Annotated in this window: 10 protein-coding genes; 4 read left to right on the top strand and 6 right to left on the bottom strand. The window is 37.7% G+C overall.

Annotated features, from left to right (window positions below; genetic code table 11):
* Window positions 1–501: 501 nt before the first annotated feature.
* Both I6F40_RS12080 and pyrC read right to left on the bottom strand, forming a co-directional pair.
* The gene (locus tag I6F40_RS12080) at window positions 502–705 is read right to left on the bottom strand and encodes a cold-shock protein (protein WP_002961702.1); all 204 of its coding nucleotides are present in this window, start codon (window positions 703–705) and stop codon (window positions 502–504) included.
* 438 nt (window positions 706–1,143) lie between these two features.
* The gene (gene pyrC / locus I6F40_RS12075) at window positions 1,144–2,196 is read right to left on the bottom strand and encodes a dihydroorotase (protein ID WP_166377644.1); all 1,053 of its coding nucleotides are present in this window, start codon (window positions 2,194–2,196) and stop codon (window positions 1,144–1,146) included.
* Between the two features lie 1,016 nt (window positions 2,197–3,212).
* Between pyrC and I6F40_RS12070 the strand changes: the two genes are divergently transcribed.
* The 3 genes from I6F40_RS12070 (at window position 3,213) to I6F40_RS12060 (ending at window position 7,699) form a co-directional block, all read left to right on the top strand.
* Window positions 3,213–5,582 (top strand): EAL domain-containing protein, encoded by a 2,370-nt coding sequence (locus tag I6F40_RS12070; protein ID WP_197192976.1) that lies wholly within the window; start codon window positions 3,213–3,215, stop codon window positions 5,580–5,582.
* Window positions 5,583–5,992: 410 nt separating this feature from the next.
* Complete coding sequence (locus I6F40_RS12065) at window positions 5,993–6,880, top strand: LysR family transcriptional regulator (RefSeq protein WP_166377642.1); 888 nt, start codon at window positions 5,993–5,995, stop codon at window positions 6,878–6,880.
* Between the two features lie 54 nt (window positions 6,881–6,934).
* Complete coding sequence (locus I6F40_RS12060) at window positions 6,935–7,699, top strand: YdcF family protein (RefSeq protein ID WP_166377641.1); 765 nt, start codon at window positions 6,935–6,937, stop codon at window positions 7,697–7,699.
* Window positions 7,700–7,798: 99 nt separating this feature from the next.
* Here I6F40_RS12060 and I6F40_RS12055 read toward each other — a convergent pair whose 3' ends face one another.
* The gene (locus I6F40_RS12055; protein WP_166377640.1) at window positions 7,799–8,551 is read right to left on the bottom strand and encodes a Nif3-like dinuclear metal center hexameric protein; all 753 of its coding nucleotides are present in this window, start codon (window positions 8,549–8,551) and stop codon (window positions 7,799–7,801) included.
* A 150-nt stretch (window positions 8,552–8,701) separates the two neighbouring features.
* On the opposite strand from I6F40_RS12055, the gene I6F40_RS12050 reads away from it, so the two are divergent.
* The gene (locus I6F40_RS12050; protein ID WP_002961684.1) at window positions 8,702–9,043 is read left to right on the top strand and encodes a hypothetical protein; all 342 of its coding nucleotides are present in this window, start codon (window positions 8,702–8,704) and stop codon (window positions 9,041–9,043) included.
* A gap of 199 nt (window positions 9,044–9,242) precedes the next feature.
* Here I6F40_RS12050 and I6F40_RS12045 read toward each other — a convergent pair whose 3' ends face one another.
* The 3 genes from I6F40_RS12045 to I6F40_RS12035 all read right to left on the bottom strand — a co-directional run bounded on the left by I6F40_RS12045 (window position 9,243) and on the right by I6F40_RS12035 (window position 14,156).
* Entirely contained in the window at window positions 9,243–12,422 is a 3,180-nt protein-coding gene (locus tag I6F40_RS12045; protein WP_166377639.1) for an amidohydrolase family protein, read from the bottom strand.
* A 105-nt stretch (window positions 12,423–12,527) separates the two neighbouring features.
* Window positions 12,528–13,352 carry a M90 family metallopeptidase gene (locus tag I6F40_RS12040; protein WP_002961680.1) on the bottom strand — a complete coding sequence of 275 codons (825 nt, stop codon included), beginning with the start codon at window positions 13,350–13,352 and terminating at the stop codon, window positions 12,528–12,530.
* A gap of 165 nt (window positions 13,353–13,517) precedes the next feature.
* Window positions 13,518–14,156, bottom strand: coding sequence for a chloramphenicol acetyltransferase (locus tag I6F40_RS12035; RefSeq protein ID WP_166377727.1), 639 nt, complete (start codon window positions 14,154–14,156; stop codon window positions 13,518–13,520).
* Window positions 14,157–14,176 lie beyond the last annotated feature (20 nt).

Genomic DNA, 14,176 nt, shown 5'->3' with positions numbered 1-14,176 from the left:
TTACCATGGGTGAATAATATCTATTAGATCACAGCGAACAGATGGATTCAAGGTTAAAAAGAAACCAACAAAAAAATAGTTGGATACGTTCCTAAAAAGAGTAATTCTACAGCCTCAACGCTTCCATAATAGGCCATCAGAGGTCTATAGAGGTTCTCTTCCCCATTTATAAACTTCATCACACCGTCATGGCTTACATTAAAACCTACACAGATCGTTATTTAGTATCATATTTATTTAAATAAGTATCAGACCAGTTGGATAAATTGCAAGGTATGTTTTAAATGCGATATAAAGTGGTTTGATTGGTTGAATTTTGGGGTTTGTATTAAAATAGAAGATTTAAAAATATATAAAATTTGGATTTATGGATTTATGGATTTATGGATTTATGGATTTATGGATTTAAAAAGAAGGGGTTTATTAATTATGTATATAAAAAAGAATTATGGTGAAACAGAGACCTGCTTCACCAAGATGAACTAGAGTTCACATAATAAATTATGCTGCTTCTACGTTCTCAGCTTCAGGGCCTTTTTGACCTTGTTTGATGCTGAATGTCACTGCTTGACCTTCGCTAAGAGTGCGAAAACCAGAACCAGTGATTGCGCTGAAATGTACAAACACGTCAGGACCATTTTCTTGTTCAATGAAACCAAAGCCTTTAGCTTCGTTGAAAAACTTTACTTTACCAGTAACCGACATACTAAATTTTCCTGTAAGTCAATAATTAAAATTCAGCCATATTATTATGGCAATATCCTCCCTGAGTCAATGCTCAAAAATATGGAGGTACAGTACAGGAACAAGTAATAACCTAACCGGTAACCTTAAACGCAGCACAATATCCGTAAATTCAATACATAAAACTCAAAGCAAGGTAAGATTAACACATTATATTTTTTTTCGCTCTATTAATTAGGAATTATTTATTAAAAATATGATTTTGTTTTTAAATCCCTTTAACTGACTAATTTACAAGCAAAAATTATAAAGTGTTATTGTAATATATATTGCTATAAACGCGTATAAAAGCCCTCTACAACAGCAATACTGTCAAATAACACTTCAATAACATCAAAAATACAAACAAAAAAAACGCTTTAAAAATTAAGCGGCATTGGTTTAAATATAGAGTATTAACTATTTAACAGACCAATCAATAGTATCTTCTGCTTTTATAGGCACAACTTCAGAGTCGCCTAGGGTATAACTTGCAGGTACGTCCCATGATTTCCTTTGTAATGTTATTGTATCGGCATTACGCGGCAATTCATAAAAGTCAGGACCAAAGTGGCTTGCAAATCCTTCAAGCATGTCCAAAGCCGCTGCGTCTTCGAATGCTTCAGCGTATAACTCAATAGCGGCATGAGCCGTATATGCACCAGCACAACCGCAAGCAGCTTCTTTTTTATCTTTATAATGTGGTGCAGAATCAGTTCCCAGAAAAAACTTTTTATTTCCACTTATGGCTGCGGCCATTAGTGCTTGCTGGTGAATGTTACGCTTTAGGATTGGCAAACAATAATAATGTGGGCGAATTCCACCCGCTAACATATGATTACGATTATAAAGTAAATGATGGGCCGTAATTGTTGCTGCTACATTACTTGGTGCATTAACTACAAACTCTACGGCATCTTTAGTTGTAATATGCTCTAGTACAATTTTAAGTTCAGGAAAGTCATTTACCACATCCCCTAAAATTGTATCCAAAAATACTTTTTCACGGTCAAAAATATCAATTGATGAATCTGTCACTTCTCCGTGTACTAACAGCAACATACCTACTTCTTGCATTGCTTTTAAAACCGAGTAAATATTTTTTACTGATGTAACACCAGAATCAGAATTAGTTGTAGCGCCTGCTGGATATAGCTTTGCAGCTACTATCTTACCTGTTGCTTTTGCTTTTATTATTTCATCCGGTGTTGTTTTATCTGTAAGATAAAGCACCATCAAGGGCTCAAAAGTACTTTGAGGGCCTGCAGCCATAATGCGTTCTCGATAAGAAAGAGCGGTATCAGTACATGTTGCCGGTGGAACAAGGTTAGGCATAATAATAGCGCGGCCCATGTATCTGCTAATATCGCGTACAGTATCTTTTAACTGGTCGCCATCACGTAAATGTACGTGCCAATCATCAGGGCGAGTTATCGTTAATGTTGTTACTGAGTTTGTAGTTATACTAGTCATTACTTTAGTTCCACGGCTGAATTTATTCGATCATAGGCATATGCTGTTTTCGAGTAAAGATTTTATTAAAAATAATCAATAATATTTACACAAAACAAGATGTAACTTAAGGCCTGATGATCTTTCAAAATTAAAATTTATTCTATCAAGGGGTGATTCACTCGCGGCGCGAAGTTTGTAACCTAGTGAGATCGATAACTGCTCCAGCGTTATTCTAATGGCTTACATCCATATCATAGGTAGATACTTAAGAAAAATATTAAGTACCTACCTATGACAGCACAGTAATAATATTTTACGAATTGCCATCATTAAAGCTTTCATTACTATCAGGTTATTACAGCTGCAAAATACGGTACAAAAAGTGAGATTTACAAGTGGTGTTAATGAGATAACGCGGGAATTACCATGGGCAAAAGTTCAAAGGACGTATTACCGGATAAAGCACCGTCTCTTCGTTGGCTATATTATAGTTTAGCGAAATTGGGAGGTTAGTATGACAATAAAAGAAATTGTCACGTTGGTATGAAAGTACTCTAGAAAAGGTAGTTGGAATTATCAGAAATGGTCTGTCTGTTGAATTGTTAATATCGATTCAACAGACCTACTTCCATATTAGACAGCAAAGAGTAAGGCGCCCCTAAAACGAACTAAGAGCAGCGCTTGTTTATGGAGAACAACATATACTCTGCTTTCTCTAAAAACCAAACAGGCTGCTGTAAATTCAACCTCGAAAGATAAACAGACCTTAGTATGGGGCTTAAATTAAAGTAAATAATTCATAGTAGAGCGGTGATTTTCGTAAACCACTTCTCGACTTTTATAAGTAATACCTTTGTTAGTTACACATGCAAAATAAAAGCTATCCAATAAGTAGATATGATCAACCTCTATAATTCAAAAAGCTCATATTTTACATAAACTGAAAACATTCATCGTTTTATTTTGTAGAACCATTCAGATTGAGTTAACTTAGCATCTGAGCTAACAAATAATAAGAAAAATAATAATCGCCTATGTCGAAAAGAATCGATATCAATCAAGCGCTAGAAATAAAAACTGAACAACTCGGTATTATTAATCAGTTTTCGTCAAGCCTATTACAGCTTGACACTCTTGCAGAACTATTTGAATACGTCACTACACAGGTCGTAAATAGACTGGGTTTTGTTGACTGTGTCATTTACCTTGCCGACGATTCAGCTTCTATATTAAATCAAGTAGCATCAATGGGTATTGCCCATGAGCGTTATAAATATAGAGCACAGAGAAAAACAATAAGGTTTAGTGAAGGAATTACTGGGGCTGTTGCAACAACCGGAAAAGCGGTAATTATTGACGATGTAACAAAAGATAGTCGCTATATTCCTGATGAGCGCCCTGCTCAATCAGAACTCTGTGTCCCACTTATATATAAAAAACAAGTTTTAGGTGTTATTGATTGTGAGCACCCAATTAAGGGTTACTTTACTAACGCGCACCTTGAGATATTGACAACAGTTGCTCACTTACTCAGTGCCAAAATTAACCAGGTAAATACGGTAAATAACTTACAAAAAACAGTCGAGCAACTTAACAACGCACAAAAATTAGAAAATAGCTTATTACAAATAGCTAACCTAACCTACAAAGCTGACGACTTAGATACCTTTTTTGAAGCCTTGCATTCAATTATCAATAACTTACTTCGTGCCGATAACTTTTTTATCGCTCTATATGACAAAAAAGTGGATATACTCGACCTTGTTTATATAGTAGAAGAAGGCATGAACACCAAAACACATCAAAAAATATCTAAAGAACAGCTAAAAGATACCGCCTCATATTACCTACTGCAAACAGAGCAAGCCTTATTACTCAACAAAGGTGCCTTTCAAAGTCATATTGATAACGGTGATTTTAAGATGGTAGGGAGGCAATCAGAGTCGTGGTTAGGAGTTCCGTTTAAAACAAGTGATCGTATAAGCGGTGTTATTGTTGTACAAAGCTACGATAAAACACTGCAATACAACGAACACGACAGCGCTCTTCTAACTTACGTAAGTCGCCAAATAAGTATGGCAATTGATAGGCAACTAGCCCGACAAGAGCTCGAGCATAAAGCATTGCATGACGAGCTTACCGGCCTTGCTAACCGCTCATTACTCATTGAGAGAATAAAGCATGCTATTTTACGTTTAACGCGTGCTAAAAAAAGTACGTGCCATGCCCTGCTGTATCTAGATTTTGATCGTTTTAAAAGTATAAATGATTCGCTAGGGCATGAAGTCGGAGACCATTTTCTTATAAAAATATGCGACTTAATTAAAAGTACAGTACGAAGCACGGATACATTTGCTCGTTTAGGCGGTGATGAATTTGCTATATTTATGGAAAATACCACACATAAAAACCAAGTTAATGAAGCTTTAAACAGGATTAAAAATGCATTAGCAAAACCTCTTAATGTAGATAGCCACCTACTTCAAGCTTCTACTAGTATTGGCATCGCCTATACCAACAACGTAAATGATAAAGCTTATATACTGTTACAACAAGCCGATGCAGCTATGTATGAAGCTAAATCTACCGGACGTGGTCAGGTTAAGTTTTTTAATAATGCTATGCGTAAGAAACTTAAAACTCATGCCGATATTGAAAACGACTTGCAACATGGTATTGAGCACAACGAATTTGAACTCTATTTCCAACCAATTTTCACAATCACTACAAGTGAAGTTATTGGGTTTGAAGCGCTTGTGCGATGGCATCACCCCAAAAAGGGTTTTGTATCACCAAATGATTTTATATCGATAGCTGAAACTACAGGGCAAATTATAAATCTCGATTTACATTTGCTTGATTTAGCCGCTCAGCAGATTTCAAATTGGCACCAACAAGGCCATCGCTTTTTGAAAGTAACGGTTAATGTGTCGTCACGACATTTTGCAAGCCTTGATTTTGTAGCGCAAATACATTTTATTTATAATAAGTACCAATTACCCCTGGGTTCTTTATGTTTAGAAATTACCGAATCAGGCTTAATAGAAAATCTAGAACTCGCCACTCAAATAATAGAAGGTCTTTCACCTTTAAAAGTAAAATTGTGCCTTGACGATTTTGGAACGGGTTATTCAGCACTGGGCTACTTGCACCAACTGCCTATCCATATTTTAAAAATAGATAAAAGTTTTATAGACCACCTACAAGATTCCACCAACCCACTTGTTGAAGCCATTTTATCACTTGCGCAATCATTAAAACTTGAGGTTGTTGCTGAAGGGATAGAAACACTTGAACAATTAGCCATTTTACAATCCACCGCGTGCGACTATGGCCAAGGTTTTTTAAAGTCAAAACCGGTCACAGCCAAAGAAGCCATATTACTTATTAATAAGCCCTTATAAAAAAGCCAGCGAGTTGGTAGCTGGCTTAGGTATTACGTATATACTCATCCATTGACCTAAACTATAGATAAAAGGCAAAACGACTCTATTTTTTAAACCACAATCTAAAGTAACCATTCAACAATCCCCCACCTCACACAGTTATTTACATAGTCAAAATTCACACTGAGGTGAAGCACACCGCAATCGCTATACTTAAAATACAACATGAAGCAAACTCATCTAAAACTCATCAAACCAGTTTTTGAATGACTTTTATCGTTACTAATTCTAATATTTTCGCGATTCATAGCAATAAACCACAATAAATCACAAACTTTTAGCCATCTAGACGTTGAAACGTTTTTTATATTGGCGTAGTATGTAATTAATCTGAGCTAAACTCACTTTTTCCATGAGAATTTTTAAAGATGATTGGTATTAAACATTTAAAAACCATAGCAACCCTAAAAGAAACAGGGTCTTTGGTTAATACGGCACGAGAATTATTTTTAACACAGTCTGCTTTATCTCATCAAATCAAAGATTTAGAGAATAAATTGGATTGCCAATTATTCGAACGTAAAACTCAACCAGTCCGCTTTACCCCTCAGGGAATGCTATTACTTGAATTAGCTCACGAAATATTGCCAAAAATGGAAGCGACAAAATGCCGTTTGAAAGAAAGCTTAAATCAGCCTATTTCTCAATTGCGTTTAAGTGTGGAATGCCATGCATGTTTTCATTGGTTATTGCCTACTATTAAAGAATTTAATAACTTTTGGCCTGATATAAAAATTGACTACGAGCGCGGCTTTAGTTACGACGCTATTCCTGACCTACTAAGCGATGAGCTCGATTTAGTTTTAACATCTGACATACGTGAGCCCGACACATTAGAATACGCGCACTTATTTGATTTTAAATTGAAGCTTATTGTGTCGCCAGATCACGAACTCGCTAAAAAAGCGTATGTAACAGCGCTTGATTTAAAAAACGAAACTATTATTTCATATCCTATCCCGCGCGAACGCCAAGATATTTTTAAATACTTTATTCAAAATGCACGTTTTGATGGCACCTTAAAAACGGTTGACCAAGGATTACTTATTTTTCAACTCGTAAGTGCTGGCATGGGCGTTGCCGCTTTACCTGACTGGCTAGTTACACCTTATGAAAGCCAAGGACTAATAAAATCAATTCCTTTGGGCGCTCTTGGCCTTACTCGTCCTATGTATTTAGCGATGAAAAAAGACATGAAAGATAATCCTGTTTATCGTCACTTTTTAAATACGTGTAAGCTAAATAACGGTCGATAATCATCAATATAATGAGTAATATCGCTGTAATTAATCCTACAGCGTTTAACTCTTATGTTTGTTATTAAAAAAATGATTGGTGGCTTACTTATGCCACTGCCTCTATTTGGTTTATTTGCGTGCCTGATGCTCCTACTCGCATTTAAAGGCCGCAAATCAGCTCTCTTCTTATCGACTTTAAGCTTAATTGTATTACTTGCATTGAGCACGCCCTTTGTCGCCAATTTGATTATCCAAAATAATGAACCTGCGTCGCTTGCATTTAATACCCTAAAGCATCCAAAAATAGACAAAATAGTTGTACTAGGTTGCGATATAAACCCAAACCCAGCACTCAGTGCTAATAATCAATTAGGTAATTGTGCACTAACGCGCTTAGTAGAAGGTGTAAAACTAGCAAAGCACTACCCTAATGCAGAGCTTATAGTTTCAGGCGGGGGTTATCAAAATATCACTAATAGCGGGCTTATGTATCAAACGGCAATTAGTTTAGGCGTCAATAAGAGTCGTATATTTCAAAACCCAAAAGCAATGGATACAGGTGAAGAAGCTAAGTTACTGGCATCAAAATTAGTCGACTTCAAGGTTGTACTAGTAACATCAGTACTGCACATGCCACGCGCAAAAGACTTATTTAATGCTCAAGGTATTGAAGTCATAACCGCAGCCACTGATTATCATAATTTTGCTGCACTGCCGAGGAGCAAACAGTTTATTCCCAGTGCTCATGCTTTACTTGTGGTTACGCAATATAGCCACGAAGTAGTAGGAAACACATGGATAAGTTTGCGCCGCTGGATAGATCCAGAGGCACTGTAACTTATATAGTCCTAACCTGAACTCTGGACAATAAAATCTATTTCAACCAAAGTTCAGGTTAGCTAATAACCTAGTTAAATTAACTAATAAATAGCCTAATTAAACTGGGTTATCTATATCTATAAATGTCACATCAAAACCATGCTCTTGAGCAAGTAACTCACCCAAAGCTTTTACACCATAGCGCTCTGTTGCATGATGCCCTGCGGCAAAAAAATCAATATTTTGCTCACGAGAACTATGAATCGTTTGCTCCGATGCTTCACCTGTTAAATAAGCATCAATGCCTTGCTCTGCAGCTAAATCAATATACCCTTGCCCACCACCAGTACACAGTGCAATGGTTTCAATTTTTGTTGAACGTACCAAACTCGTAAGCGGCTCACGATCAAGTACTTTTGCTATTTTACTTGCAAAATCTTCACCACTTAATGGCGTTTTTAAACGCCCTTTCATTGCTACGCTATTTGAAGTTGGCTCAAGCCCTGCTTCAATTTCAATATCTAATAACTTTGCAAGTTGCGCGTTATTACCAACTGCGGGGTGAATATCGAGTGGTAAATGATAGCCAAACAAATTAATATCGTGTGCTAATAACGCAGCTATTCGGCGCTTTTTCATACCTGTAATGGGTTGAGATTCCCCTTTCCAAAAAAATCCATGGTGAACTAAAATAGCATCTGCTTGTTGCTCAATGGCAGCATCTATTAATGCTTGACTTGCGGTTACGCCCGTCACAATTTTTTTAATTTCGTTTTTACCTTCAACTTGTAAGCCATTTGGGCAAAAATCTTTAATTAGATGAGGCTTTAAAATGTCATTTAGGAGTTGGTTAAATTCTCTACGTTGCATATAACTTACCTTACTTAGCACTGAATTTTGTGCAAATTTTGGCGTTTATAAGCTTAAAATGAAAGGAAAATCGCAAAAAATTGAAAAACTGTTTTAAAATAGGTATAAATACCTCTTCTTTATCTGTGTTCACAACGTATAGGGTCTCTGATGAGCAAACTAGACAAAACAGAAGTGTTATCTGCCTTTGAAGCAGCGTACGAAACTGCCAATGGTAAAAAACCTGAAATCACAACTAAACCTGGTTGGTACAGCATTGATGGCGGTAAAAATTTACGCCTAGCTGACGTAGCAGAGCTTACTAAAAAGTTAAACTCTGGTAAAACAACTAAAACGAAAAAACCAAAAGCAGCTGCGCCTGTTAAAGCACAGAAAAAAGCGCCATTCACTGTTGTTACCGAAAACGAAGAAGGTTACACAGCGGAAGAACTTTGGATTGTAATTTTAGCGCGTAAAGATCATGACTGTCGCTTACCGCGCGGTGTTGTTTAATCAACATTTATGATTTTTAAAAGAAACCGCGTTAAGCGGTTTTTTTATGTGCGTTATTTGCTAAAAAAATATCTAAAAATTATATTAATTATCGTCTTCCAACCTTAATTGCACCATTTAATCAAAAAAATAGAGCCTTATAAGTTGAGTAAGACTAAAAAAAGCGGCTATGTAGCCGCTTTCAAAAGATCAAAATAAATTATAACTTTTCGAAGTAAAGTGGTTCGCGCTCTTTTTTACCCACTTCACTCATTGTCTCTGCATTGAATAATCGACCATTGATCATGGTGTAATCTACTTTATCCGAATCTCGAATATTTTTAAGCGGATCGCCATCTATAACAATTAAATCTGCCAGTTTGCCCACTTCAAGTGAGCCTACGTTTTTATCAAGTCCTAAATACTTAGCTGGATCGATTGTTGATGCACGTATAGCTTCAAGTGATGTCATTCCGCCTTGTGCAAACATCCACATCTCCCAGTGTGCACCTAAGCCTTCACGCTGGCCGTGAGCACCTAAGTTAACCAATACTCCTAGGTCTTGTAGCTCAGCAGCAACGCGTGCGTTATTAAAGTGATTATAGTGATGATCGGGCGCTTTAATGCGGCGCATAGAGCGTGGTAATAATTGGTTTTTAGGCACAAATTTACTTAAACGCGGATGATTCCACACATCAGTTTTATCGTACCAGTAGTTCTCACCCCAAATGCCACCATAAGCCACTACAAGAGTTGGTGTATACCCGACATCACTTTGCGACCATAACTGCTTTATATCGTCGTATATGTGCTCTACAGGGATTGAATGCTCAATACCTGTGTGTCCATCTACAATCATACTTAAGTTATGTTGTAATAATGAGCCGCCTTCAGGGACAACCATCATTTCAAGTTCACGACCTGCTTCAATAACTTGTTGGCGCTGCTCTCGGCGTGGCTGGTTATACGATTTAACACTAAATGCACCTACTTTTTTAAGGCGCTCTAAATGAAATTTAGCATCGTCTAACGAGTCAATATGCGAAGTATAACCTGGCATATTTGCGCCATATAAAATAGTACCGGTTGAGAAAATACGCGGGCCAACAATCATGCCTGCCTTTTGCATTTCGCTTGCGGTAAATATTTCAGAGGTATCGTTTGATGGATCGTGAATTGTAGTTACACCCAGCGCTAAACCTGCAAAGTTTTTCCAGTTTTGCTCAGGTATAATTTCGTCACTTGCTTGCGAGCCATGTGCATGAGCATCAACAATACCAGGCATAATAGTTTTACCTGTTACATCAATAACCTCAGCACCTTTAGGAATGCTTATATCGCTGGCTGTACCAATTGCTTTAATATGCTTACCATCAGTGATAATTACACCATTTTCAATAACCTTTTCGCCGTCCATAGTTATAATTTTTGCACCAGTGAGCGCAATCATACCTTTAGGCTCTGCCATTTTTTTACTGAAACCGATATTATCGCCACTTTTCACTTTAAAGTCGGTATCTTCGGCTTTGTTAATAGCAAACATCCCCTCAAGGCTTGCATGATAAAGCTCAGGCCCTAATGTCCAATAAAGCGTGTTGCTCTTAGCGCTCCAACTAATGTTTTCACCAGCACGTACCGATAACTGCTCTATTGGGAATTGACTATCTTTAGGCCCAATATTAATTGTTTTACCACTTTGAACAAACGGTGTTACAAATACTTTAAATCGCTCAGCAAAAGCGAGATATTGCCCATCTGGTGATACTCTAAATTCAGTCGCATGCTCTGACTCGTACAGTTTGCGAACTTTTTTACTTTCGAGCTCAACTACACTTAGCGTTGGTTTTGGCCAAGGACTCATTATAAAAACGCGATCGTTTGCATCTCCAAATTGTGGTTGATAACCACTTTTTGAAATAAGCTCACTTTTACCGCCTTTTGCGCTTACGCTATAAACCCCCTGATTAAGTGACCATTTAGGGTTTAAAATACTGCCGCCCGTGGCTTTTCGATAAACAACCGTTTTCCCATCTGGACTAAACGTAGGCTCTACGTACTTGCCAGGTTCTTTAGTTATTGTATCGCCACGACCACTGCGCGCAGACACAACCCTTACAGACCCTTGTTTGTTGTCATCCCATGTGGTGTAAACTATTTTTTTACCATCGCGAGAGTACTGTGGAAATAATTCGTAATGATCAGTTTGCTTTGTTAAACGCTTAATTTTACCCGACTCTAAATCGCGTTTATAAATATGCCCAAGCGCTTCAAAAATTGCCGTTTCGCCATCGGGGCTTACTTGCACATTACGCAGCATTTTTACATCAAACTCATCAGTATCTAAGTTTTGTGTAAAGCGCACTGCTTTTTGAATTTTTTTAGTAGTTTGCACTTTAAAAGGAATGGTTTTAACGGATTTGTCTGCAACATCTAGCTTGTGAATTGTACCACCAGCCCAAAATACTAACTCTTCGTTATCGGGTGTCCATGCAATAGTTGGGTATACACCATGAATAGCCCATGTTTCTTGCATATCTCGCTCAAGCTTATCGTAAAGCTTAGTGTGCTCACCGCTGGTTAAGTCATATAAATACAAGCTAGTTTGAAAGTCATCACGCTTTATATAAGCAAGTTTTTTACCATCTGGTGATGGTGTAGGCCTAATAGCACCGCCCATCGTATCGATTATGGTTTCAATTTCACCCGTTTCACGGTCGTAGCGCTTAATTTTATAAATGCCCGCTACAGAATCCTTTGAATAATGAAAGGTTTTACCGGGTGTTGCATCATGCGAAAAGTATACATAACGACCATCAGGTGAAAACATTGGCTCACCTAAATCTTTTTGATCGTTCTCGCGTTTTGTAAGCTGTACGCCCTTACCACCCGCTTTGTGATACAACCACACTTCACCTGCTCCCAATGAGCGGCTAGCTGTAAAGTGTTTACGCGCAACTAAGTAGTCGCCATCAGGACTCCATGCAGGACTATTTAGTAATCTAAAGGTTTCATCGGTAACAGCGTGTTGATTTTCACCATTTAAGTCCATTATCCAAATGTTATCGCCACCACCTTGATCGGAGGTAAACGCAATACTTTTGCCGTTAGGACTAAAGCGTGGTTGCATTTGCCATGCAATATCAGAGGTGAGCTTTGTAGCTGTACCACCACTCATTGGCATAGTGTAAATATCGCCAAGTAAGTCAAACACCACAGTTTTACCATCAGGGCTAATATCTATATTCATCCATGTGCCCTGATCAACGCTAATTGCAGCGTCAACAAATTGCCCCTTAGGTGAATCTACTTGCCATTTTTGTTCGTCTTTTTCAGCGGCATTTACCTGCCCTATCGCTAATGACACCGACAGCGCCAATACTGTATGAAGCATTTTTTTCATGCGTTTCTCGCTTGTTATTGTTGCAGTAAAAACTATTTCACATGATTGCAACAAAAACAAACGCAACTTGCCAGCGTTATATGATAAAGCGCGGTTTATGTAGGTTTAATGCCAAACAATAGGGTCAAATTGATAGTAATTAACTAGCATACTGTAAATTTCAGGATCGTATCGGCGAAGCTCTGCGGGCTTTTCGAGGAAGGTTTCGGTGAGTACAGCAAAAAACTCAGCTTCGTTAGTCGCACCATAGCTGTGAATAACATGCGGCATGCTATAGGCAACATGGCTTTTTAACTGGGTGAAAGCACGGCTAAATACTCTGCCCCACTCTTTGTAATCTGCTGAGCTTTTTAAAATGGGTGTGCCCGTTGTTTTACCTGTTTCTTGATCGAGTTGATGCGCAAACTCATGAAATACCAAGTTATGTCCATCGCTTGGTAAACGATTACCCTCAAGTACATCATGCCAGCTTAAAACGAGCGTGCCGCCAGGCCATGACTCGCCTAGTCTTACCGTATTATGGTAACTCACAAGTCCTGCACTATCGCGAGTTGATTGCGGAGCATAATAAGCACTTGGATATAATAAAATTTCTTTTACATTTCTATATAACGGCCACGGTTTATTAAGTACTAATACACACGCATCGGCGGCAACAATTAACTTCATTGCAGACGTTAGCCTTAAGCCATCACAACCGACAAAGCGTTTTTCGTTTAAAAACCACGTAATATGTCGCTCTAATTTTTCTCTGTCGGCGTCGGTCATTTTTTTATAGATGGGCATGCAACGCAGTAAAATATCTTTTTGCTGCGAATTTAAAGCAAAGTCTTTATATTTACTGCGCCATAATCGGTTTTGAATTGATGGCCAACGCCAGAAAATCACCACAAAAAGAATTAAAACAACAATTAACAGTCCATTTATCATGGGGATTTCCTGAGCTAAAGTATGGTATATAAATATGTCCAGCACACGTGTTTTTCAAGCATATAAGGTTATGTATTTGAATATAAAGTAATTCACATCGCATTGCTTATAGATTACTTATAAATTGTTTACTGCTTTGCACTGCCGTTACTGATGTGTTTAAAGTTAATTTTTGCAAAAGGTGTCAAATGTACCCTGCAATGTGTTTATAAATTTCGCTACGTGCAAACCATCCATTAATGAATGGTGTACATCGACAGCTAAAGGCATTGTGCCTGTGTGTTTATCAAACTGACCAAATACAAATTTAGGAATGCCTAAACTCTGCCCTTCACTAAATGCATGCGAAAACGCACTAAAATTCAGCCACGGCAAAACAGATATATGAATTAAATCTGCCTGCCCTTCTGTTTGAGCAAATGCATCAGAAAATAACGGCTGTAATTTCGCTTTTTTGCTTACGTCACTTGCATGATTTACAAACTCTTTAAACTCGCCTGTGCTGTTAAAATAACTAAAAACAAACGTATCGTTTTCAGACAACTCAACCACACTTGCGCGAACACTATTAAGTAACCATGGTTGATTATCTATTATACGTAGCATTATTGAATCGTACTCATGGCACGCTTTTAAGGTGCAATATACATACGCTTGAAAAAAAGAAAATTGATTGGTTTTGCAATAGTCGTAAAGTGCTTGAGCATCTAAACGCACACACACATTAAAATAAGGCTGAGAAAAGTGTTTAAATAATTCAAAGTGTTGCTTTCTAGGCCAATTATCTAAATCGATAGGCTGCATGAGAGAAGTTGAGGGAGTCA

The organism is Pseudoalteromonas sp. SWXJ133 (genome assembly GCF_015864365.1).
GTDB classification, from domain to species: domain Bacteria; phylum Pseudomonadota; class Gammaproteobacteria; order Enterobacterales; family Alteromonadaceae; genus Pseudoalteromonas; species Pseudoalteromonas arctica.
This window is presented reverse-complemented; position numbering and strand designations above follow the sequence as displayed.

What these genes read in the sequence shown, in the direction of transcription:
- I6F40_RS12080 (WP_002961702.1), bottom strand. Translation starts at nt 705, where the DNA reads ATGTCGGTTACTGGTAAAGTAAAGTTTTTCAACGAAGCTAAAGGCTTT.
- pyrC (WP_166377644.1), bottom strand. Translation starts at nt 2,196, where the DNA reads ATGACTAGTATAACTACAAACTCAGTAACAACATTAACGATAACTCGC.
- I6F40_RS12070 (WP_197192976.1), top strand. Translation starts at nt 3,213, where the DNA reads ATGTCGAAAAGAATCGATATCAATCAAGCGCTAGAAATAAAAACTGAA.
- I6F40_RS12065 (WP_166377642.1), top strand. Translation starts at nt 5,993, where the DNA reads ATGATTGGTATTAAACATTTAAAAACCATAGCAACCCTAAAAGAAACA.
- I6F40_RS12060 (WP_166377641.1), top strand. Translation starts at nt 6,935, where the DNA reads ATGTTTGTTATTAAAAAAATGATTGGTGGCTTACTTATGCCACTGCCT.
- I6F40_RS12055 (WP_166377640.1), bottom strand. Translation starts at nt 8,551, where the DNA reads ATGCAACGTAGAGAATTTAACCAACTCCTAAATGACATTTTAAAGCCT.
- I6F40_RS12050 (WP_002961684.1), top strand. Translation starts at nt 8,702, where the DNA reads ATGAGCAAACTAGACAAAACAGAAGTGTTATCTGCCTTTGAAGCAGCG.
- I6F40_RS12045 (WP_166377639.1), bottom strand. Translation starts at nt 12,422, where the DNA reads ATGAAAAAAATGCTTCATACAGTATTGGCGCTGTCGGTGTCATTAGCG.
- I6F40_RS12040 (WP_002961680.1), bottom strand. Translation starts at nt 13,352, where the DNA reads ATGATAAATGGACTGTTAATTGTTGTTTTAATTCTTTTTGTGGTGATT.
- I6F40_RS12035 (WP_166377727.1), bottom strand. Translation starts at nt 14,156, where the DNA reads ATGCAGCCTATCGATTTAGATAATTGGCCTAGAAAGCAACACTTTGAA.